We start from the raw sequence: 21,093 nt of genomic DNA, 5'->3' as shown, positions 1-21,093 counted from the left end.
ATTGCTGTATTCAGATGGCGCGCTCGGCGCGCAGGGCGGCGATGTCGGCGCTGGCGTAGCCGAGCCCGGACAGGATCGCCTCGGTATGTTCGCCCAGCGCCGGCACCGGGTCCATGCGCGCCTGCCAGGTGTTCGGGACCGCCGGCGGCAGCAGCGCCGGGATCGCGCCGTCCGGGATGCCGACGTCGACCCAGCGTCCGCGCGCCGCCAGTTGCGGGTGCCGCCAGAGGTCGTGCATATCGTTCATGTGGGCGTTCGCGATCTGCGCCTCGTCGAGGCGCGCGACCACCTGCTCGGCGGTCAGCTGCGCGAACACGTCGACGATGATGGCGCGCAGTTCCTGGCGCGCCCCGTTGCGCGCCGCGTTCGAGGCGAAGCGCGCATCCGCGGCCAGTTCGGGCTGGCGCAACACTTTGGCGCAGAACTGTTCCCACTCGCGTTCGTTCTGCAGCCCCAGCATGACGGTCTTGCCGTCGCCGACCGGGAACGGCCCATACGGATAGATGGTGGCGTGAGCCGCGCCGGCGCGCGGCGGCGGCGCGGCGCCGTCGATCGCGTAATACAGCGGGTAATTCATCCACTCGGCCATGCTCTCGAGCATGGAGACATCGATGTGGGCGCCCTCGCCCGTGCGCCCGCGCTGGATCAGGGCGGCCAGGATGTTCGTGTAGGCGTACATGCCGGCCGCGATGTCGGCGATCGAGCAGCCGGCCTTGGCCGGCTCGTCGGGCGAACCGGTGATCGACAGGAAGCCCGATTCGCTCTGGATCAGCAGGTCGTAGGCCTTCTTGTCGCGGTAGGGGCCGTCGGCGCCATAGCCCGAGATGTCGCACACGATCAGGCGCGGAAAGCGCTCCTTCAAGGCTTCCCACGACAGGCCCAGGCGCGCCGCCGCGCCCGGCGCCAGGTTCTGCACCAGGACGTCGGCCCCGGCCAGCAGCCCCTCGAGGATCGGCGCGGCCTGGCGGTGCTTGACGTCCAGCGTCAGGCTCTCCTTGGAGCGGTTGGTCCAGACGAAATGCGAGGCCATGCCGCGCGCGCGCGTGTCGTAGGCGCGCGCGAAGTCGCCCACGCCGGGCCGCTCGACCTTGATCACGCGGGCGCCCAGGTCGGCCAGCTGGCGGGTGCAGAACGGCGCGGCGATCGCGTGTTCCAGGGTGACGACGGTGATGCCATCCAGAGGTCGCATGATCAGTCTCCTAGTACGAACGCGGCAGGCCGAGCACGTGTTCGGCCACGTACGACAGGATCATGTTGGTCGAGATCGGCGCGACCTGGTACAAGCGCGTCTCGCGGAACTTGCGCTCGACGTCGTATTCGGCGGCGAAGCCGAAGCCGCCGTGGAACTGCAGGCAGGCGTTGGCCGCTTCCCACGAGGCGTCGGCGGCCAGCATCTTGGCCATGTTCGCCTGGGCGCCGCAGGGCTGATTGGCGTCGAACAGCGCGCAGGCCTGGTAGCGCATCAGGTTGGCCGCCTCGATGTTGACGAAGGCCTTGGCGATCGGGAACTGCACGCCCTGGTTCTGGCCGATCGGGCGTCCGAACACGACGCGCTCGTTCACATAGTTGGTGACCTTGTCGATGAACCAGTAGCCGTCGCCGATGCATTCGGCGGCGATCAGGGTGCGCTCCGCGTTCAGGCCGTCGAGGATGTACTTGAACCCCTTGCCCTCTTCGCCGATCAGGTTCTCGACCGGGATCTCGAGGTTCTCGAAGAACAGCTCGTTGGTCTCGTGGTTGACCATATTGAGGATCGGCTGCACCGCCAGGCCCTTGCCGATCGCCTCGCGCAGGTCGACGATGAAGATCGACATGCCCTCGGATTTTTTGGTCACCTCGGCCAGCGGCGTGGTGCGCGCCAGCAGGATCATCAGGTCGGAGTGCTGCACCCGCGAGATCCACACCTTCTGGCCGTTGACGACATAGCGGTCGCCCTTGCGCACGGCCGTGGTCTTGATCTTGGTGGTGTCGGTGCCGGTGGTCGGCTCGGTGACCGCCATCGACTGCAGGCGCAGCGCGCCGCTGGCGATCTGCGGCAGGTAGCGTTCCTTCTGGGCCGCCGAACCGTGGCGCAGCAAGGTGCCCATATTGTACATCTGGCCATGGCAGGCGCCGGAGTTGCCGCCGGCGCGGTTGATCTCTTCCATGATGACGGAGGCTTCGGTCAGGCCGAGGCCGGAACCGCCGTATTCCTGCGGGATCAGGGCGGCCATCCAGCCGGCCTGCGTCAGCGCGTCGACGAACTGCGCGGGATAGCCGCGCTCTTCGTCGATCTTGCGAAAGTACTCCGGCGGAAATTCTTCGCACAGCGAGCGGACCGCATCGCGGATATCCTGGTGCGGCAGTTCCAAGTGGATCATGTGGGTCTCCTGGATAGTGTAGGGATGATGCGCTCAGCGCAGGGTCGCCTCGGCCTGCATGGCGAGTTCGCCCCGGTCGTTCTGCGCCCATAGGGAAATGGTCTTGCCGTCCGGTCCCGGCTTGCCGCAGACCGCGAACGGCGCGGTATCGAACAGCGGACTGACGGCGCGGAAGCTGAAGCGCGCGATGTCCGCGCCCGGCAGCTCGCGCCGCACCAGGTCGACCAGCAGCGTGGCGATGAGCGGGCCGTGCACGATCAGGCCGGGATAGCCTTCCACCCCGGTGACGTAGCTGCGGTCGTAGTGGATGCGATGGCCGTTGAAGGTCAGGGCCGAATAGCGAAACAGCAGCACCGGATCGGGGTGGATGGTGCGCGACCAGCGCGCGTCGGCCGGGGCCGGCCGGGGCGCCGGCGCTGCCGCGCCGGGCGCGGGCAGGTCGCGGTAGACGATGTCGTGTTCCTCGGTGATGACCGGCGCCCCGCCCTGGCGGATGTCATGCCGCACGGTGACGAACACCAGGCTGCCGCTGGCGCCTTCCTTGGCCTGCACGCTGCGGATGGTCGAGGTGCGCGTCACGAGCTCGCCGATCCGCGCCGGCGCATGGAACTCGAAACGGCCGCCCGCCCACATGCGCCGCGGCAGCGGCACCGGCGGCAGGAAGCCGCCCCGTTTCGGGTGACCGTCGTCGCCCAGCTGCGACTGCTGGGCGATCGCGTGGAAGTAAATCCAGTGCCACAGGGGCGGCAGCGCCTCGCCCTGGGCGGGCGCGTCCGGATAGTCCAGCGTGGCGGCCAGGGCCGCCACCGCGTCGGGCCGCAGCACATCGTGCAGCACTTCGGTCTTGCCTGTCCACTGCTGGAGCAGGCTTGCATCGAATTCGTTGGTAGTCATCGTTCGCCGTGAAAGGAATCGGATGACTCATCATAGATTTGAATGGATTGCCCGTAGAAATAGAAAAACGTGATTCCTCCATCACGCGCCGCGATAGCTGTGGCCATCATGAATCGCGATTGCCAAGCCGCGTGAAAGAGCATATGTTGATGGCTCATCCATTACCGGAACGTTCATGGACATCAAGCAGATCCGCACCCTGATCGCGATCGCCGAGACCGGCAGCGCCACCCGCGCAGGCGAACTGCTCCACCTGGTCCAGCCGGCCGTCTCGCGCCACATCCGGCTGCTGGAAGAAGAATGCGGCGTGCCGCTGTTCGAGCGCGAGCGCCACGGCATGGTGCTGACCGACGCCGGCCGCACCCTGGTCGAGTATGGGCGCCGCGCGCTGCGCGAGCTGGACAAGGCGCGCGCCGAGATCGGGCCGGCGACCACGAGCGTCTCCGGACGCTTGACGATCGGCCTGCTGGCCAGCACCAGCCGGCTGCTGGCGGGCGAGCTGGTGGCGCGGGTGCGCGCCCGCTACCCGGCGGTGACGGTCAGCATCACCGTCGGCTATGCCGGCAATGTGCTCCAGTGGCTGGAAGCAGGCGACATCGAACTGGCCCTGCTGTACGACACGCGCTCGTCCACCGGCCTGCAGGCCGAGGCGCTGGTCGACGAGCGCCTGTACGTGCTCGGCCCGCCGGGTGAATTCACGGGAAACGAACCGTTTCCCTTGAAAGGGCTCAAGGACCGGCCGATGGTGATGCCGAACGCGTCGCACGGGCTGCGCAGCATCATCGAGCACGCGCTGGCGGTGGCCGGCATCAGCGTCGACGTCGTCGCCGAGACCAATGCGCTGGACCTGCAGAAGTCGCTCGTGGCCAAGGGCTTCGGCTACACGATCCTGCCCACCTCGGCCGTGCTGGAAGAACTGCAGGCAGGAACGCTCTCCGGCGCCCCGGTCGGCACGCCGGACCTGTCGCGCCGCATCGTGCTGGCGCGCGCCGCCGCGCGCCGGCCCTCCCCGGCCAGCGCCGCCGCGGCCCCCATCCTGACCGCGCTGATGAAGGAGATGGTGGACCAGCAGGCCTGGCCGGGCGCGGCCTGGATCGGACGCTGAAACGAGCTATGCCGTTCCCTGATGCTGGCATCACAAAAAGGTATTTCGTGCGCCCTCCCATAAGCTCTTAGGATGGTTCAAAACAACGGGACCACCCGACACAACGAGCACAGGAGACGACGATGCTGAAAAAACTGATGTTTGCCGGCCTGGCGCTGGCCGCCGCTGGCGCCCACGCGGCCGATTACCCGGCCCGGGCAATCACGATGATCATTCCCTTCTCGGCCGGCGGGCCGACCGACGTCATCGGCCGCATCCTCGGCCAGACCATGGCGAAGTCGCTCGGCCAGTCGGTCGTGGTCGAGAATGCCACCGGCGCCGGCGGCACGATCGCCGCGGGCAAGGTGGCGCGGGCCGCGCCCGATGGCTATACCATCTTGCTGCACCACAATGGCATGAGCACCAGTCCGGCGCTGTACCGCAAGCTGGCCTTCAATCCGATGACGGATTTCGAATACGTGGGGCAGGTGGCCGACGTCCCGATGGTGCTGCTGGCGCGCAAGAACCTGGCGCCGAACACCCTGCCCGAACTGCTCACCTATATCAAGGCCAACAAGGACAAGCTGACCATGGGCAATGCCGGGCTCGGCGCCGTCTCGCACCAGTGCGGCATGCTGTTCCTGAGCGCCATCGGCACGCAGCTCACCACGGTGCCCTATAAGGGCACGGCCCCGGCGATGAACGACCTGCTGGGCGGCCAGATCGACCTGCTGTGCGACCAGACCACCTCGACCACGTCCTACATCAAGACCGGCAAGGTCAAGGTGTTTGGCGCGACCACCAAGGCGCGCATCGCCTCGCTGCCCCAGGTGCCGACCCTGGCCGAGCAAGGCATCGCCGGCTTCGAGATGTATGTGTGGCACGGCATGTATGCGCCCAAGGGAACACCGAAGGCCGTGGTCGACCGGCTCGGGACGGCCCTGCGCGAAGCGCTGAAGGATCCCAACGTGAAGGCCCGGTTCGCCGAGCTCGGAACGGAACCGGTCCCGGCCGAGAAGGCCACGCCGGAAGGCTTGCGCACGCATCTGAAAGCGGAGATCGACAAGTGGGGGCCGATCTACAAGAAGGCGGGGGCCTACGCCGATTGACGGCGTTCGTATGCGCGATGTGATTGGCCCGCCCTGAGGGAATCGAACCCCCGACCCACGGCTTAGAAGGCCGTTGCTCTATCCAACTGAGCTAAGGGCGGATCTTGGAAGAGCGCTACTATAAACCGCAAGCATCCTGCTTGCAATAAGGCCAGGCTCGTTGCCGTAGCAAACCATAGCAGCGCTAAAAACAAAACAGGCCGTCCTAGGACAGCCTGTCTTGATGAATCTTTTGGTCGGAGTACAAGGATTCGAACCTTGGACCCCCTGGTCCCAAACCAGGTGCGCTACCGGGCTGCGCTACACTCCGCCGTGAGAAACATTATACGCGATGACGGTGCCGAGCGCCAGTCCGGCCTGCATCTTGCCGGACTGGCACTTCGATCAGGCCGCCAGCTTGTCCGCGATGCGGCGCGCCATGCTTTCGGCCACGGCCGCCTCTTTCGCTTCCACCATCACGCGGATCAGCGGTTCGGTGCCGGACGCCCGGATCAGCACGCGGCCGTTGTCGCCCAGTTCGCGCTCGACCGCCTCCTTCTCGGCCACCAGGGCCTGGTCGCTGGTCCAGTCGAAGCCCGGCGTGACCTTCTTGTTGATCAGCGTTTGCGGGAACAGTTGCAGCTCGCTGCAGCATTCCGCCAGCGATTTATTGCCGCGCACCAGGGCCGACAGCACTTGTAGCGCCGACACGATGCCGTCGCCGGTGCTGTGCTTGTCAAGCGCCAGCAGGTGGCCCGAGCCTTCGCCGCCGAACAGCCAGCCGCGCTCTTTCATGACCTCGAGCACGTAGCGGTCGCCGACCTTGGCGCGCGCGAAGCCGATGCCCATCTGCTTGAAGGCGACTTCGAGCGCCATATTCGTCATCAGGGTGCCGACCGCGCCCGCCACCGGACCGGTGCTCATGCGGTCGCGCACCATCACGTACAGCAGCTCGTCGCCGTTGTAGACGCGTCCATTGGCGTCGACCATGATCAGGCGGTCGGCGTCGCCGTCCAGCGCGATGCCGAGGTCGGCCTTGTTGGCCACCACGGCTTCGGACAGCGCCTTCGGCGCGGTGGCGCCGAAGCCGGCATTGATATTGAAGCCGTCCGGCTGGGCGCCGATCGAGATGACTTCGGCGCCGAGTTCGTGGAACACGTGCGGCGCGATGTTGTAGGCGGCGCCGTGGGCGCTGTCGACCACGATCTTCAGGCCGCGCAGGTCGAGTTCGTTCGGGAAGGTGCTCTTGCAGAATTCGATGTAGCGGCCCTGGGCGTCGCGCAGGCGGGTCGCGCGGCCGAGCTTGTCGGAAGCGACGCAGCCCATCGGCTGGTCGATCGCTTCTTCGATCTCGAGCTCGACGGCGTCCGGCAGCTTGGTGCCGTGTTCCGAGAAGAACTTGATGCCGTTGTCCTGGAAGGGATTGTGCGAGGCCGAGATCACGACGCCGGCCTGCAGGCGCAGCGCGCGGGTCAGGTAGGCGATGGCCGGGGTCGGCATCGGGCCGGCCAGCATCGAATCGACGCCGGCGGCGGACAGGCCGGCTTCCAGCGCCGCTTCGAGCATATAGCCCGAGATGCGGGTGTCCTTGCCGATCAGGACGACCGGACGGCCGCTGCTCGACTTGCGGCCCTTGGCCAGGACGGTGCCGGCGGCGTAGCCGAGACGCATCACGAATTCAGGAGTAATTGGCGCCACGCCCACCGTGCCGCGCACGCCATCGGTGCCGAAATATTTCCGTGCCATCTAGTTCTCTTTTCTCTTATAAAAACGTTTTTACAGGACCGAGGGTGGATGCATCGCCGCATGCCACACCTTCAGGGCATCGACAGTCTCTGCCACATCATGCACACGCACGATTCTAGCGCCATGCGCTACCGCAGCCAATGCCGCGCCGATGCTGCCGGCCACCCGCTGCTCGACCGGACGCCCGGTGACGGCGCCGATCATGGATTTGCGCGACATGCCGGCCAGCACCGGCAAGCCGAGCTCGTCGCGCATGCGCTGCAATCCGTGCAGCAAGGCATAGTTGTGTTCGACCGTCTTGCCGAAGCCGAAACCGGGGTCGACGCAGATGCGCTCGCGCTCGATGCCGGCCGCGCTCAATGCGTCGACGCGCTCGCGCAGAAAAGCGATCACCTCCCCCACCACGTCGTCGTACTGCGGCGCCTGCTGCATGGTTTCTGGCGTGGCCTGCATGTGCATGATGCACAGGCCGCAATCGCTGTCCTGCACCGCCTCGATGGCGCCCGGCGCACGGAACGCGTTGATGTCGTTGATCATGTCGGCGCCGGCGATCAGCGCCTCGCGCATGACGTCGGGCTTGCAGGTGTCGACCGACAGCGCGACGTCGAGCGTGCGCAGCGCGTACAGGGTCGGCATCACGCGCCGCAGTTCTTCGTCGAGCGGTACGCTGGGCGAGCCGGGGCGGGTCGATTCGCCGCCGATGTCGATCATCGCGGCGCCGTCCCGGATCATGGTCTCGGCATGGGTCAGCGCGAATTCGAGGCCCTGGTAGCGGCCGCCGTCGGAAAAGGAATCGGGGGTAATGTTCAGGATGCCCATCACCACTGGATAGGCAGATTCAGCCCCCTCCAGCGCGAAGCTGAAGTGGCCACATTGCAGTTTCTTGGTCATGAAAGCACATCGGGGTCAGGTCTGACAATCAGACACGGCCTCGACAATAAATGTATTTAAAGGTTGAGCTCGTGTCCGAATGTCAGACCTGACCCCAGCTTTTTGCAAAACAAAAAAGGCACCCTGACGGGTGCCTTTGATGGGAGAGACAGCGTCAGGCCGGTGCGGTGGCATTCGGCGCCACACCGCCCGAGCCGCTGTCGCCCGGCGGCGTGCGCTTGGTCAGCACGGTCTTCGGCTGGCGCGGCTCGCGGCCGGCCATGATGTCGTTGATCTGCTCGGAATCGATGGTTTCCCAGTCGAGCAGCGCCTTGGTCATCATCTCGACCTTTTCGCGGTTCTCTTCCAGCAGACGGCGCGCCAGCGCGTACTGCGTGTCGAGGATGGCGCGGATCTCGGCGTCGACCTTTTGCTGCGTTGCTTCCGAAATGGTCTTGGTGGCGCCGCCGAAGAAGCCGTCGTTCTCGCTGTCTTCGTAGACCATCACGCCCATGCTGTCGGACATGCCGAAGCGGGTCACCATCGAGCGTGCCAGCTTGGTCGCGCGGGCGAAGTCGTTCGAGGCGCCGGTCGACATTTGGCCGACAAAGATCTCTTCAGCAATACGGCCGCCGAACAGGATCGAGATTTCCTCGAGCATCTTGTCCTTGTAACCGGACAGGCTGTCGTGTTCCGGCAGCTGCCAGGTCAGGCCCAGCGCATAGCCGCGCGGCATGATCGTGACCTTGTGCACCGGATCGGCCTTCGGCAGCAGCTTGGCGACCACCGCGTGGCCCGACTCGTGGTAAGCCGTGTTGCGGCGCTCTTCTTCGCGCATGACCATCGACTTGCGCTCCGGACCCATATAGATCTTGTCCTTGGCGTCTTCGAAGTCGATCATCTCGACCAGGCGCTTGCTGCGGCGTGCGGCGAACAGCGCGGCTTCGTTGACCAGGTTGGCCAGGTCGGCGCCCGAGAAGCCCGGGGTGCCGCGCGCCAGGATGTCGGCCTTGACGTCGGTGCCGATCGGCACTTTACGCATGTGCACGTTGAGGATTTGTTCGCGGCCGCGGATGTCCGGCAGGCCCACCATCACCTGGCGGTCGAAACGGCCCGGACGCAGCAGCGCCTTATCGAGCACGTCGGCGCGGTTGGTGGCGGCGATCACGATCACGCCCGACTGGGCTTCGAAGCCGTCCATCTCGACCAGCAGCTGGTTCAGCGTCTGTTCGCGCTCGTCGTTGCCGCCGCCCATGCCGGCGCCACGGTGACGACCGACCGCGTCGATCTCGTCGATGAAGATGATGCAAGGCGAATGCTTCTTGGCGTTCTCGAACATGTCGCGAACACGCGACGCACCGACGCCGACGAACATCTCGACGAAGTCGGAACCCGAGATCGAGAAGAACGGCACCTTGGCTTCGCCGGCGATGGCGCGCGCCAGCAGGGTTTTACCGGTACCCGGAGGACCGACCATCAGCACGCCGCGAGGAATGCGGCCGCCCAGTTTCTGGAACTTGGTCGGATCCTTGAGGAAGTCGACGATTTCCGAGACTTCTTCTTTCGCTTCGTCGCAACCGGCGACGTCGGCGAAAGTGACGGTGTTATTGGTTTCATCGAGCATGCGCGCCTTCGATTTACCGAAGGAGAAAGCGCCGCCCTTGCCGCCGCCCTGCATCTGGCGCATGAAGAACACCCATACGCCGATCAGGAGCAGCATCGGGAACCACGAAATGAATACCTGCTGCAGGAACGATGGTTCCTCGGGCGGCTTCACGTCGAAGCGCACGCCGTTTTCGCGCAGGTCGCCGATCAGGCCGCGGTCCAGGATGGTCGCGGTCGCGCGCACCTTGGAATCGTCGCTGCGCGTGGCGGTGATATTCGAGCCTTCGATCGTCACATCCTTGATGCGACGTTGTTTGATCTCATCGAGCAGCTCGGAATAAGCGATGGTCTTGCTGCCGCCGGCGACGCTATGGGTGTCGAACTGCTTGAACAGCATGAACAACAGCAGCGCGACGACCACCCAGATGGCGGATTTGGAAAACATATTATTCACGAGCACTCCTCCGATGCAATTGCATCTCTACCGATTTCAGTATTCCGATTTTACTCGCAATAAGCCGACACCGCCACGCGGCGCCGGCAATAGTGCCGAAATACTATCTTTTTACATCCCGCCAGCACATTGCATACAAATCTCGGCGCCGGGCCGGAGGGATCACGCGGCTGATGTATGGGCACGCGTGGAGATTTCAAGGGGAAATTCTACCCTCTAATCAATGGATCACTGCCCTCAGGCCGCCGGGTTCTTGAGGCCACGGCCGAGCAGGAAGATCTCGGACGATTTATCACGGCTGGCCTTCGGCTTGATCTGTTTCACGGTCTTGAACTCAGTCCGGAATTTCTCCAGGATTTGTGTAAAACCCATGTCTTTAAAACATTTAACAACCAGCCCGCCGCCCGGCTTCAAATGCAGCTGCGAAAATTCGATCGCGAGGTCGATCAAATGTTCCATGCGCGCCGCATCGGCGTGGCTAATACCCGACAAATTGGGCGCCATATCGGATAGCACAAGGTCGGCCTTGCGGCCGGACAGGACTTCATCGAGCTGCGTCAGCACTTCTTCCTCACGGAAGTCGCCTTGAATATATTGCACGTCCGCGATCGGCTCCATCGGCAGGATGTCGAGGCCGATGATGGTGCCATTGATGCCGCCGCCGTCGGCGCCGGCCAGCTTGCGCCGCGTGTACTGCGCCCAGCTGCCCGGAGTGCAACCGAGGTCGACGACCACCTGGCCCGGCTTGATCAGCTTTTCCTGCTCGTCGATTTCCTTGAGCTTGTAGGCGGCGCGGGCGCGGAAGCCTTCTTTCTGGGCCAGTTTGACGTACGGGTCGTTAATATGGTCGTGCAACCAGTTTTTGTTTAATTTGTTCTTGGCCATTCGCGTAGAATACTGCTTTTATAGGTACATCAAAAAAGAATTGTTATGATCAAACTTACACCGGCCGAGCGCAGCGCCCTGCGCGCAGAAGCACACGGGCTCAATCCAGTCGTCATGATCGGCGAAGCCGGCCTTACCGAATCCGTCGTCAAGGAAATCTCGGCCAGCCTCGATGCACACGGCCTGATCAAGGTGCGCGTGTTCGGCGACGACCGCGAAGCGCGCGTCGCCATGTACGAGCAGATCTGCGCCGACCTCGACGCGGCGCCGGTCCAGCACATCGGCAAGCTGCTCGTCCTCTACCGCTCCAAGAAAGAGGCGGTCAAGGAACGCAGCGGCAAATCGGGCCCGGGCATGCGCGAAGTCACCATCGTCAAGGCCAGCGCCAGCGGCACCAAGAAGCCGAGCGTCACCAAGGTCATGCTGAAGGGGAACGAACGCGTCACCGCCGGCGGCAACATCAAGCGCGCCAAGCCGCGCCAGACCAGTTCCAAGAAAAATTCGCTGAACAAGTGAACAAAAAAACCGGGGCAACCCGGTTTTTTTACGTCCGTGGGTGGCGCTACCGTCCACCCCACGATGTTTCAACGCAGCCGAACGATCAGCCACGCTCCCAGCAAGCTCTGGACGATGTGGAACAGCTGCGACACCCCATGCATCACCGCGAACTGGGTCCAGTACGGCGACGCCCGCACCCCACCCGGCCCGGCCAGCTCGCGCAGGTTCGCCATGGCCGGCTGCAGGCCGACGAAGATCACCAGCGCACACGCCAGCATCGCCAGCACCAGCAGGTTGAGAAAACGCCGGCGCGGCGGCGCCAGATCAAGCGACAGCCGCAGCAAGACCAGCAGCACGACCGCGCAGACGATCGACAGCCAGGCCTGGCGCGTGAGCAGCAGCGCGACCAGGTCGCCGGCCTGGCCGCTGTCCAGGACGGCGAACGCCGCCGGCGCCGCCACATAGCCGAGCGCCCACAGCGTGCCGGCCCACAGCGCGGCCACCAGCAGGCGCGCCGCCGGCAAGCGCCCTGCCTTCATGCCGCTGGCCGCCCCTTCCATCAGACGTAGCGGACTTCGAGGATTTCGTATTCGCGCGGGCCCGACGGGGCCTGCACTTCGACCACGTCTTCGGCAAACTTGCCGATCAGCGCGCGCGCGATCGGCGAGGTCACCGAGACCTTGTTCAGCTTCAGGTCGGCTTCGTCGATGCCGACGATCTGGTAGGTGACCTTCTGGCCCGATTCCAGGTCTTCGAGGTCGACGGTGGCGCCGAACACCACGCGCCCGTCGGCGTCGAGCGTCGATGGATCGATGATCTGGGCGGTCGAGAGCTTGCCCTCCAGCTCGGCGATGCGGCCTTCGACGAAGGCCTGGCGCTCCTTGGCGGCGTCGTACTCGGCGTTTTCGGACAGGTCGCCATGCGAACGCGCCTCGGCGATCGCGTCGATCACGATGCGGCGCTCCTTGGTCTTGAGCTGATGCAGCTCTTCTTTCAGGAGTTCTGCGCCGAATTTGGTCAGTGGTGTGTTCATGGTTCTCTGCTGTTTGTGTTGTACGGGACACCCGTAGCGTCTCAAAGCGAAAACCACAGAGGCACGCGGCGCCAAGGCCGCGCGAGCTCTGTGGTTCACTTGTGTACTAAGCTGTCCTACGGGTACTGCGTGTGCTTAGTGTAAGGTTTTATGCAGGCCTTGTAAATCGTACACGCGCAGTTCGTCGATGTGGGGCATGCCCTCGATCGCCGCTTCGGCGCCGGCGATCGTGGTGTAGGTCACCACGTGCGCCGCCAGTGCCGAGGTACGGATCGTGCGCGAGTCGGTGATCGCGCTGCGCTTTTCCTCGACCGTGTTCACGACCATGACGATCTCGTGGTTCTTGATCATGTCGACCACGTGCGGACGGCCTTCCAGCACCTTGTTCACCGAACGCACCGGGATGCCGGCCGCCGAGATCACGGCGGCGGTGCCCTTGGTCGCCACCAGGTCGAAGCCCAGCTTGACCAGCTCGCGCGCCACGCCGACCGCGCGCGGCTTGTCCGACGACTTCACCGACAGGAACACGGTGCCCGATTTCGGCAGCTTGATGCCGGCCGCGAGCTGCGATTTCACGAAGGCTTCGCCGAAGGTGGTGCCAACGCCCATCACTTCGCCGGTCGATTTCATCTCTGGTCCGAGGATGGTGTCGACGCCCGGGAACTTCACGAACGGGAACACGACTTCCTTGACGCTGTAGAACGGCGGCACGACCTCTTGGGTGATGCCCTGCTGCTCGAGGGTCTGGCCGACCATGCAGCGCGCCGCGATCTTGGCCAGCTGCAGGCCGGTCGCCTTCGAGACGAACGGCACGGTACGCGAAGCGCGCGGGTTCACTTCCAGCACATAGACGGTGTCGACGGTCTGACCGTCCTGCTCCGACTGCTGGATCGCGAACTGCACGTTCATCAGGCCGACCACGTTCAGGGCCTTGGCCATCAGCGAGGTCTGGCGCTTGAGTTCATCGATGGTCGCTTGCGACAGCGAGTACGGCGGCAGCGAGCAGGCCGAGTCGCCCGAGTGCACGCCGGCCTGTTCGATGTGTTCCATCACGCCGCCGATGAAGGTGGCTTCGCCGTCCGAGATGCAGTCGACGTCGACTTCGATCGCGTCGTTCAGGAAGCGGTCGAGCAGCACCGGCGAATCGTGCGAGACCTTGACCGCTTCGCGCATATAGCGCTCCAGGTCGCGCTGCTCGTGCACGATCTCCATCGCGCGGCCGCCCAGCACGTACGATGGACGCACGACCAGCGGGTAGCCGATCTCTTCGGCCAGCGCCAGGGCGTCGGCTTCGGTGCGCGCGGTGCGGTTCGGCGGCTGGCGCAGGTCCAGCTTTTGCAGCAGTTGCTGGAAACGCTCGCGGTCTTCGGCGGCGTCGATCATGTCCGGCGAGGTGCCGATGATCGGCACGCCATTGGCTTCCAGGTCCAGCGCCAGCTTCAGCGGGGTCTGGCCGCCGTACTGGACGATCACGCCGACCGGCTTTTCCAGTTCGACGATCTCGAGCACGTCTTCCAGCGTCAGCGATTCGAAGTACAGGCGGTCCGAGGTATCGTAGTCGGTCGACACGGTCTCGGGATTGCAGTTGACCATGATGGTCTCGTAGCCGTCTTCGCGCATGGCGAGGGCCGCGTGCACGCAGCAGTAGTCGAACTCGATGCCCTGGCCGATGCGGTTCGGGCCACCGCCCAGCACCATGATCTTCTTCTTGTCGGTCGGGTTCGATTCGCACTCTTCGTCGTACGTCGAGTACATATAGGCGGTGTTGGTCGCGAACTCGGCGGCGCAGGTGTCGACGCGCTTGTACACCGGACGGATGTTCAGCTCATGGCGGCGGGCGCGTACGGCGCTCGGCTCGACCTTCAGCAGGAAGGCCATGCGGCGGTCCGAGAAGCCCTTCTGCTTCAGTTTGTACAGGACGTTCTTGTCGAGCGATTCCAGGGTCTGGGTCTCGAGCCACAGCTCGATGTCCACGATCTCCTTGATCTGCACCAGGAACCACGGATCGATCTTGGTGAGATTGTGCACTTCTTCCAGGGTGAAGCCCTGGGCGAAGGCGTCGCCCACGTACCAGATGCGCTCCGGACCCGGCTCGCCCAGCTCTTCCTCGATCTTTTCGCGGTCGCGGGTCTTTTCGTTCAGGCCGTCGACGCCGACTTCCAGGCCGCGCAGGGCTTTCTGGAACGATTCCTGGAAGGTGCGGCCCATCGCCATGACTTCGCCGACCGATTTCATCTGGGTGGTCAGGTGCTTGTCGGCGGTCGGGAATTTCTCGAACGTGAAGCGCGGGATCTTGGTGACGACGTAGTCGATCGACGGCTCGAAACTGGCCGGGGTCGCGCCGCCGGTGATCTCGTTGCGCAGTTCATCGAGCGTGAAGCCGACCGCGAGCTTCGCGGCCACCTTGGCGATCGGGAAGCCGGTGGCTTTCGAAGCCAGCGCCGACGAACGCGACACGCGCGGGTTCATCTCGATGACGATCATGCGGCCGTCTTTCGGGTTGATCGAGAACTGCACGTTCGACCCGCCGGTGTCGACGCCGATCTCGCGCAGCACGTCGATCGACGCGTTGCGCATGATCTGGTATTCCTTGTCGGTCAGGGTCTGCGCCGGCGCCACGGTGATCGAGTCGCCGGTGTGCACGCCCATCGGATCCAGGTTCTCGATCGAGCAGATGATGATGCAGTTGTCGTTCTTGTCGCGAACAACTTCCATCTCGTACTCTTTCCAGCCCAGCAGCGACTCTTCGATCAGCAGCTCGTTGGTCGGCGAGGCCTCGAGGCCGCGCTTGCAGATCTGTTCGAATTCTTCTTCGTTGTAGGCGATGCCGCCGCCGCTGCCGCCCATGGTGAACGACGGACGGATGATGGTCGGGAAGCCCAGCTCGCGCTGCACGCTCCACGCTTCTTCCATCGAGTGGGCCACGCCCGAACGCGCCGAGCCCAGGCCGATCTTGGTCATCGCGTCCTTGAACTTCGAACGGTCTTCGGCCTTGTCGATGGCTTCCGGGGTCGCGCCGATCAGCTCGACCTTGTATTTGTCGAGCACGCCGTGGCGGTGCAGGTCGAGCGCGCAGTTCAGCGCGGTCTGGCCGCCCATGGTCGGCAGGATCGCGTCAGGACGCTCTTTCTCGATGATGCGCTCGACGACCTTCCAGGTGATCGGCTCGATATAGGTCACGTCCGCCGTTTCCGGGTCGGTCATGATGGTCGCCGGGTTCGAGTTGACCAGGATGACCTTGTAGCCTTCTTCGCGCAAGGCCTTGCAGGCCTGGGCGCCGGAGTAGTCGAATTCGACTGCCTGGCCGATGACGATCGGGCCGGCGCCGATGATCAGGATGCTTTTGATATCACTACGTTTTGGCATATTATTTTTTCTCCGCTGCTTGCATCAGGCCGATGAAGCGGTCAAACAGGTAGGCGACGTCGGTCGGGCCGGGCGAGGCTTCCGGGTGGCCCTGGAAGCAGAAGGCCGGCTTGTCCGTGCGGGCGAAGCCCTGCAGCGAGCCGTCGAACAGCGAGACGTGGGTCACGCGGCAGTTATCCGGCAAGGTTTCCGGGTCGACCGCGAAGCCATGGTTCTGCGAGGTGATCAAGACCTTCTTGCTGTCCAGGTCCTGCACCGGGTGGTTGGCGCCATGGTGGCCGAACTTCATCTTCATGGTCTTGGCGCCGGACGCCAGCGCCATGATCTGGTGGCCGAGGCAGATACCGAAGGTCGGGATGCCCTTCTCGATCAGCTCGCGCGATGCGTTGATCGCGTAGTCGCACGGTTCCGGGTCGCCCGGGCCGTTGGCCAGGAAGATGCCGTCCGGATTCAGGGCGAGGGCGTCGGCGGCGGTCGATTGCGCCGGCAGCACGGTGACCTTGCAGCCGCGTTCGGCCAGCATGCGCAGGATGTTGCGCTTGACGCCGTAGTCGAAGGCGACCACGTGGTATTGCGGATCGGTTTGCTTGCCGAAGCCTTCACCCAGCTTCCATTCGGTCTCGGTGAACTCGTAGGGTTCGGTCACGGAAACCACCTTGGCCAGGTCCATGCCGGCCAGGCCCGGGAACGAGCGCGCCAGTTCCAGCGCCTGGGCTGGCGACGGCTCGACGCCTTGCGCGGCGGTCAGGATCGCGCCGGCCTGGGCGCCTTTTTCGCGCAGGATGCGGGTGAGCTTGCGGGTATCGATGCCGGCGATGGCAACCACGTTCTCTTGCTTGAGGTAGTCGCCCAGCGACTGGGTCGAACGGAAGTTCGAGGCCAGCAGCGGCAGGTCGCGGATGATCAGGCCGGCGGCGTGCACCTTGCCCGCTTCGACGTCGGCGCTGTTCACGCCGTAGTTGCCGATGTGCGGATAGGTCAGGGTGACGATCTGGCGCGAATAGCTCGGGTCGGTCAGGATTTCCTGGTAGCCGGTGATCGCGGTGTTGAACACCACTTCGCCGGTCGTATGACCGACGGCACCAATGGAATATCCTTTGAAGATGGTCCCGTCAGCAAGTGCCAGGATGGCTGGAACGGAGGGGCCAGAAAAAAATGGCGGCAAGGGCAACTCCCGAAAAAGTTGCCGTAGCTTCGCCACGTCAGACCGACATCCAACTGTCCTGGGCGCGGTGAGGCCGCCCGGTGTTGGAGGTCATGTTGAATGAGGGATGGTGGGTATGCGCTACGGCTAAGTTTGAATTAGATAAACTTCCGAATTATAGCGCGAACTCTGATGTTCGGCAATGCGGCGCTGCCACATAACTGCCACCAAATTATCGGAAGATGACACGTAGCGCCATCTTCCCTGCCCTGCTGAAACTTATGTTGCGGGTCCAATATCGCGCCCGCAACTCGGGCTTAAGTAGCCATCAGGCGGCGTTCAGCGCAGCAATACCGGCCCGGGCGATCTGCACGTCCTGCTCCGACTTGACGCCCGAGACGCCAACCGCGCCGATCACATGGCCGTCGACGATCACCGGCACGCCGCCTTCGAGCATGCCTTCCAGCTTCGGCGCGCTCAGGAAGGACACGCGGCCGTTGTTGACCACGTCTTCATAGATCTTCGACTCACGCCGGCCGAGGGCGGCGGTATTGGCCTTGGCCGGGGCGATATACGAGGACACGGGCGGCGCGCCGTCCAGGCGCTGCTGCCACAGCAGGTGGCCGCCGTCGTCGACGATCGCGATCGACACGGCCCAGCCGTTTTGCACGGCTTCGGCTTCGGCGGCGGCGCCGATCTTCTTCACGTCGGCCAGGGTCAGGTAGGGTTTGGTGTTCATGGTTTTCCTTGTGGTGCAGGGTGCGGTACTTGTTGTTTAAGCTTCAGCTTGGCCTTGATCTGCGGCATGACCGCGGCGGCGGCCTGCTCGCCGGCCAGGATGGCCAGGTTGCGTCCGCCGAAATCGCTCGATCCCATATTGCCGAGCGCCGGCGTGATCACGATGTCGGCGTCCTTCAATTCGAAATGGTTCAGGCGCTGGCCCATGATGCTGAAGGTCTGCATCAGGACGTCGAGCGAGCTGGCCGTGGCCGCGCCTTCGGTCGCGCTCGAAATATTGACGGCGATAATGAAATCGGCGCCCATCTCACGCACGAAGCGCACCGGCACCGGCGCCACCAGGCCGCCGTCGACGTATTCCTTGTTGCCGATCTTCACCGGCTGGAACACGCTCGGCACGGCGGACGACGCGCGCACCGCCATGCCGGTATTGCCGCGGTTGAACAGGATCGGCTGGCCGGTTTTCAAATCCGTGGCGACGGCGCCGAAGCGCAATTTCAGCTTTTCCATCGGCACATTGCCGATCGCCTTGTTCACATAATTCTGCAGCGCCTCGCCCTTGAGCAGGCCGCTGGATTTACTCAGCCACGGCATTGCCCAGTCCGAGATGGTCGCCTCGTCCATCGTCAGCGCCGTCTTTTGCAGGGCGAAGCCGTTCAGGCCCGATGCATACAGCGAGCCGACCACCGAACCGGCGCTGGTGCCGACCACGATCTCCGGATAGATGCCCTGGGCCTCGAGGGCCTTGATCACGCCGATATGGGCGAAGCCGCGCGCGGCGCCGCCGCCGAGGGCCAGGCCGATGCGGATTTTCTTGGGCGGAAGCGGCGCCGCCTGGGGCGCGACCGCGGGCGTGGCGACGGGAGCCGGGGTCGGGGTGCTGCCGCAGGCCGCCAGCAGCAGCGCGGCGCAGGCCACGAGGGAAGAACGACGAGAAACCATGGAATGTGGGAGAAAGAACGAGGCGACGATTGTACCTCGGCTCGTTCTCCCAGCACAGCCAACCCACCCGGCGCGGGCTGGGCGACGCGTCTTACAGACTGCCGCGCAGGCTCACCGACACATTGCGTGGATCGCCGTAGTACCAGGCCAGCCCGGTCGGACCGAATTTCTTGTAGTAGACCTTGTCGAACAAATTGTTCACGTTGGCCTGCACCGACAGCGTATCGGTGAAGCGCCAGGCCACCATCGCATTGGCAATGGCGTAGCCGCCCTGGGTCGCGGTCAGGCCGCTGCCGCGCACATACGAGTCGCTCTGCATGTTCACGCCGCCGCCGACGGTCCAGCCCGGGCCGGAGCGGTTCGGGCTGTAGCTGGTGAACAGGCGCAACTGGTGTTTCGGATCGATGCTGCGCAGCGGTTGGCCCGTATTGGCGGCGGTATCGCGCAGGTATTTGGTGCGGGTGTTGGTATAACCCGCCATCACCTGCCAGCCAGGCAAGAGCTCGCCCGACACTTCGGCCTCCAGGCCTTCGCTGCGTTGCTTGCCGCCGGCGATGCGGCAATAGCCAGTGGTGAAATACGGCAGGCAAGGATCGATCGACGAGGTGTCTTCGATCGCGCGGCCGACGTTCTCGATCTGGAACAGGCCCAGCGAGGCGTTCAGGCGGCCACCGAAGAACGCGCCTTTCAGGCCGACCTCGATGTCTTCGCCGGTGATCGGCTCGAGCAGGTTGCCGTCGGCGCCGCGCACGTTCTGCGGCGTGAAGATCTCGGTATAGCTGGTGTAGGCGCTGATCTCGTTCGACAGGTCATAGACCAGGCCGACATACGGCGTGGCTTCGCGCGTCACCTTGTAGCCGCTGCCGTTGGCGCGGTTCTCGGTTTCCCACCAGCTCAGGCGCGCGCCCAGCGAAAGGGTCAGCGGGTCGGCCAGCGAGATACGCGCGGTGGCGAAGGCGCCGTTATTGGTCGTCACCGTCGGCGGATTGCCGCCGGCCGGCATCGTCGTCACCTCGCGCTCCGGATAGCTCGAGTACGGATCGAAGGTACGAATGTCGACCGTCTGCTTGAACAGGCTGCCCACGCCATAGGTCGCGATCGTCCGGTCGTACACGCGCTCGGCGCCCAGCACCAGCGCATGCTTGCGGCCGAACAGCGCGAACGGGCCGTCGGCGACGATGCTCAGCGCCTGCTGGCGGCTGTCGTCGCCGGTGTACTGCGACGTCGTGATGTCCATCAAATACGGATTGGTGGTGCTGGTGCGCGCGATGTACGACTGCTTGAAGCCGTTGGGCTTGATGCGCAGCGCCAGATAGCCGGCATTCGCACGCACGCTCCAGCCATTGTCGAAGCGGTGCTCGATGCCGACCTGGGCCTGATCGTTGTAGCGGTTCCAGCGGCTCCAGCCGGCGCTCAGGAAGGTGTCGTCCGGCATGTTCAACGACGATCCGTCGAAGTTGCCCGGGATACCGCCCCAGGCGCCGGTGGCGTCGAGGTCGGTGTGCTGCAACCAGGCGGTGACCGTGGTGCGCGGCGTCAGGTCGGCCTGGACCACGCCATACAGCACTTCGCGGTCTTCTTCGCGCGCTTTCTGGAAGAAGTCCTTCTTGTCCTTGACCGCCACCACCCGGCCGCGCACCGAGCCGCTGTCGTTGAGCGGGGTCGACACGTCCACCTCGACACGGCGGCGATCCCACGAGCCGACCGTCAGTCCGGCCGCGGCCTGGAACCCGGACGTCGGCAGCTTGCGCACCATATTGACGGTGGCCGACGGGTTGCCCGAACCCCGCAGCATGCCCGACGCGCCGCGCAGCAGTTCGACCCGGTCCAGGATGGCCGTGTCGGGCTGGATGAAGGCCGAGCCGGACTGCTTGTAGCTCAGGCCATCGATCTGCATCGCATCGATGCCGAAGCCGCGCGAGTTGTAGCCGAGGCGCTCGCTGTCGGTGTAGTCGACCGTGATGCCCGCGGTATTGGTCAGCACCTCGGTCAGGTCGAGCAGATTGCGCTCTTCCATCAGCTGGCGGGTGATGACGGTGACCGGCTGCGGCGTGTCGCGGATGTCCTGCTCGCCCTTGAACAGGGTCGAGGAACGGGTGGTGAAGGACTTGCTCTTCTCGGTGGTGGCGTCGTGCTTGCCGGTGACGTTGACGGTGGGGATGGCGTCCGCCGCGATCTCGTCCGGCGCCTCCAGGGCCGCCGCCAGCGCGGCCAGCGGTGACAGCAGGGCTGCGGTTGCGCACAGTGCAGTGGCCTGGCGCACCAGGCGGGCGACGGGCGTTGGATGGGATACAACGGATGGCACTGGGCGCAACATGATCACTCCTTGAAAGTGTTTTGATAATGAGAATGATTCGCATTATAATTCGTGTTCAAGAATTGACGC

At 64.5% G+C, this 21,093-nt stretch carries 17 protein-coding genes and 2 tRNA genes; 3 read left to right on the top strand and 16 right to left on the bottom strand.

The features are described from left to right. Positions 1-10 precede the first annotated feature (10 nt). From HMPREF9710_RS21155 to HMPREF9710_RS21145, 3 genes are read right to left on the bottom strand one after another with little or no spacing between them, the layout of a single operon-like run. The gene (locus tag HMPREF9710_RS21155; protein WP_005669777.1) at positions 11-1,189 is read right to left on the bottom strand and encodes a CaiB/BaiF CoA transferase family protein; all 1,179 of its coding nucleotides are present in this window, start codon (positions 1,187-1,189) and stop codon (positions 11-13) included. 10 nt (positions 1,190-1,199) lie between these two features. Continuing rightward, positions 1,200-2,360, bottom strand: coding sequence for an acyl-CoA dehydrogenase family protein (locus HMPREF9710_RS21150; protein WP_005669775.1), 1,161 nt, complete (start codon positions 2,358-2,360; stop codon positions 1,200-1,202). Between the two features lie 33 nt (positions 2,361-2,393). Beyond that, positions 2,394-3,254: an HTD2 family dehydratase gene (locus HMPREF9710_RS21145; RefSeq protein ID WP_005669773.1), complete on the bottom strand. Its 861-nt coding sequence runs from the start codon at positions 3,252-3,254 to the stop codon at positions 2,394-2,396. A gap of 175 nt (positions 3,255-3,429) precedes the next feature. On the opposite strand from HMPREF9710_RS21145, the gene HMPREF9710_RS21140 reads away from it, so the two are divergent. Continuing rightward, entirely contained in the window at positions 3,430-4,359 is a 930-nt protein-coding gene (locus HMPREF9710_RS21140) for a LysR family transcriptional regulator (RefSeq protein ID WP_005669772.1), read from the top strand. A 122-nt stretch (positions 4,360-4,481) separates the two neighbouring features. Continuing rightward, on the top strand, positions 4,482-5,447 hold the full coding sequence (locus HMPREF9710_RS21135; RefSeq protein ID WP_005669770.1) for a tripartite tricarboxylate transporter substrate binding protein BugD: 966 nt from the start codon (positions 4,482-4,484) through the stop codon (positions 5,445-5,447). 24 nt (positions 5,448-5,471) lie between these two features. Here HMPREF9710_RS21135 and HMPREF9710_RS21130 read toward each other — a convergent pair. From HMPREF9710_RS21130 to HMPREF9710_RS21105, 6 genes are all read right to left on the bottom strand, one after another. Beyond that, positions 5,472-5,548 (bottom strand) — tRNA-Arg (locus tag HMPREF9710_RS21130). Between the two features lie 132 nt (positions 5,549-5,680). After that, positions 5,681-5,757, bottom strand: a tRNA-Pro gene (locus tag HMPREF9710_RS21125). Between the two features lie 74 nt (positions 5,758-5,831). Next, a complete protein-coding gene (glmM, locus tag HMPREF9710_RS21120; RefSeq protein WP_005669768.1) occupies positions 5,832-7,172 on the bottom strand; it encodes a phosphoglucosamine mutase in 1,341 nt (446 codons plus the stop codon). Between the two features lie 30 nt (positions 7,173-7,202). Further along, entirely contained in the window at positions 7,203-8,063 is an 861-nt protein-coding gene (gene folP / locus HMPREF9710_RS21115) for a dihydropteroate synthase (protein WP_005669766.1), read from the bottom strand. 154 nt (positions 8,064-8,217) lie between these two features. Next, a complete protein-coding gene (gene ftsH, locus HMPREF9710_RS21110; protein ID WP_005669764.1) occupies positions 8,218-10,101 on the bottom strand; it encodes an ATP-dependent zinc metalloprotease FtsH in 1,884 nt (627 codons plus the stop codon). Between the two features lie 237 nt (positions 10,102-10,338). Beyond that, positions 10,339-10,986 carry an RlmE family RNA methyltransferase gene (locus HMPREF9710_RS21105; protein ID WP_005669762.1) on the bottom strand — a complete coding sequence of 216 codons (648 nt, stop codon included), beginning with the start codon at positions 10,984-10,986 and terminating at the stop codon, positions 10,339-10,341. A 45-nt stretch (positions 10,987-11,031) separates the two neighbouring features. Here HMPREF9710_RS21105 and yhbY point away from each other — a divergent pair, with 45 nt between their 5' ends. Continuing rightward, the gene (yhbY, locus tag HMPREF9710_RS21100; RefSeq protein WP_005669760.1) at positions 11,032-11,502 is read left to right on the top strand and encodes a ribosome assembly RNA-binding protein YhbY; all 471 of its coding nucleotides are present in this window, start codon (positions 11,032-11,034) and stop codon (positions 11,500-11,502) included. Positions 11,503-11,570: 68 nt separating this feature from the next. On the opposite strand, the gene HMPREF9710_RS21095 is transcribed toward yhbY, so the two are convergent. From HMPREF9710_RS21095 to HMPREF9710_RS21065, 7 genes are all read right to left on the bottom strand, one after another. Continuing rightward, positions 11,571-12,023, bottom strand: a complete 453-nt coding sequence (locus HMPREF9710_RS21095; protein ID WP_040777837.1) for a DUF4149 domain-containing protein — start codon at positions 12,021-12,023, stop codon at positions 11,571-11,573. 20 nt (positions 12,024-12,043) lie between these two features. Continuing rightward, entirely contained in the window at positions 12,044-12,517 is a 474-nt protein-coding gene (gene greA, locus HMPREF9710_RS21090; protein WP_005669756.1) for a transcription elongation factor GreA, read from the bottom strand. 135 nt (positions 12,518-12,652) lie between these two features. Beyond that, positions 12,653-15,883, bottom strand: coding sequence for a carbamoyl-phosphate synthase large subunit (gene carB / locus HMPREF9710_RS21085; protein WP_005669753.1), 3,231 nt, complete (start codon positions 15,881-15,883; stop codon positions 12,653-12,655). Between the two features lies 1 nt (position 15,884). Further along, a complete protein-coding gene (carA, locus tag HMPREF9710_RS21080) occupies positions 15,885-17,048 on the bottom strand; it encodes a glutamine-hydrolyzing carbamoyl-phosphate synthase small subunit (protein WP_005669751.1) in 1,164 nt (387 codons plus the stop codon). A 307-nt stretch (positions 17,049-17,355) separates the two neighbouring features. Then, positions 17,356-17,766 carry a GlcG/HbpS family heme-binding protein gene (locus tag HMPREF9710_RS21075; protein WP_005669749.1) on the bottom strand — a complete coding sequence of 137 codons (411 nt, stop codon included), beginning with the start codon at positions 17,764-17,766 and terminating at the stop codon, positions 17,356-17,358. Then, on the bottom strand, positions 17,763-18,707 hold the full coding sequence (locus tag HMPREF9710_RS21070; RefSeq protein ID WP_005669746.1) for a patatin-like phospholipase family protein: 945 nt from the start codon (positions 18,705-18,707) through the stop codon (positions 17,763-17,765). Before HMPREF9710_RS21070 ends, HMPREF9710_RS21075 begins: the two co-directional genes overlap by 4 nt. A gap of 91 nt (positions 18,708-18,798) precedes the next feature. Then, complete coding sequence (locus HMPREF9710_RS21065) at positions 18,799-21,024, bottom strand: TonB-dependent siderophore receptor (protein ID WP_005669744.1); 2,226 nt, start codon at positions 21,022-21,024, stop codon at positions 18,799-18,801. Positions 21,025-21,093: the final 69 nt, after the last annotated feature.

The organism is Massilia timonae CCUG 45783 (assembly GCF_000315425.1).
In the GTDB taxonomy this organism is placed as follows: Bacteria; Pseudomonadota; Gammaproteobacteria; order Burkholderiales; family Burkholderiaceae_D; genus Telluria; species Telluria timonae.
This window is presented reverse-complemented; position numbering and strand designations above follow the sequence as displayed.

What these genes read in the sequence shown, in the direction of transcription:
- HMPREF9710_RS21095 (WP_040777837.1), bottom strand. Translation starts at nt 12,023, where the DNA reads ATGAAGGCAGGGCGCTTGCCGGCGGCGCGCCTGCTGGTGGCCGCGCTG.
- HMPREF9710_RS21065 (WP_005669744.1), bottom strand. Translation starts at nt 21,024, where the DNA reads ATGTTGCGCCCAGTGCCATCCGTTGTATCCCATCCAACGCCCGTCGCC.
- greA (WP_005669756.1), bottom strand. Translation starts at nt 12,517, where the DNA reads ATGAACACACCACTGACCAAATTCGGCGCAGAACTCCTGAAAGAAGAG.
- yhbY (WP_005669760.1), top strand. Translation starts at nt 11,032, where the DNA reads ATGATCAAACTTACACCGGCCGAGCGCAGCGCCCTGCGCGCAGAAGCA.
- HMPREF9710_RS21105 (WP_005669762.1), bottom strand. Translation starts at nt 10,986, where the DNA reads ATGGCCAAGAACAAATTAAACAAAAACTGGTTGCACGACCATATTAAC.
- HMPREF9710_RS21155 (WP_005669777.1), bottom strand. Translation starts at nt 1,189, where the DNA reads ATGCGACCTCTGGATGGCATCACCGTCGTCACCCTGGAACACGCGATC.
- folP (WP_005669766.1), bottom strand. Translation starts at nt 8,063, where the DNA reads ATGACCAAGAAACTGCAATGTGGCCACTTCAGCTTCGCGCTGGAGGGG.
- glmM (WP_005669768.1), bottom strand. Translation starts at nt 7,172, where the DNA reads ATGGCACGGAAATATTTCGGCACCGATGGCGTGCGCGGCACGGTGGGC.
- HMPREF9710_RS21075 (WP_005669749.1), bottom strand. Translation starts at nt 17,766, where the DNA reads ATGAACACCAAACCCTACCTGACCCTGGCCGACGTGAAGAAGATCGGC.
- HMPREF9710_RS21150 (WP_005669775.1), bottom strand. Translation starts at nt 2,360, where the DNA reads ATGATCCACTTGGAACTGCCGCACCAGGATATCCGCGATGCGGTCCGC.
- HMPREF9710_RS21070 (WP_005669746.1), bottom strand. Translation starts at nt 18,707, where the DNA reads ATGGTTTCTCGTCGTTCTTCCCTCGTGGCCTGCGCCGCGCTGCTGCTG.
- HMPREF9710_RS21135 (WP_005669770.1), top strand. Translation starts at nt 4,482, where the DNA reads ATGCTGAAAAAACTGATGTTTGCCGGCCTGGCGCTGGCCGCCGCTGGC.
- HMPREF9710_RS21145 (WP_005669773.1), bottom strand. Translation starts at nt 3,254, where the DNA reads ATGACTACCAACGAATTCGATGCAAGCCTGCTCCAGCAGTGGACAGGC.
- HMPREF9710_RS21140 (WP_005669772.1), top strand. Translation starts at nt 3,430, where the DNA reads ATGGACATCAAGCAGATCCGCACCCTGATCGCGATCGCCGAGACCGGC.
- carB (WP_005669753.1), bottom strand. Translation starts at nt 15,883, where the DNA reads ATGCCAAAACGTAGTGATATCAAAAGCATCCTGATCATCGGCGCCGGC.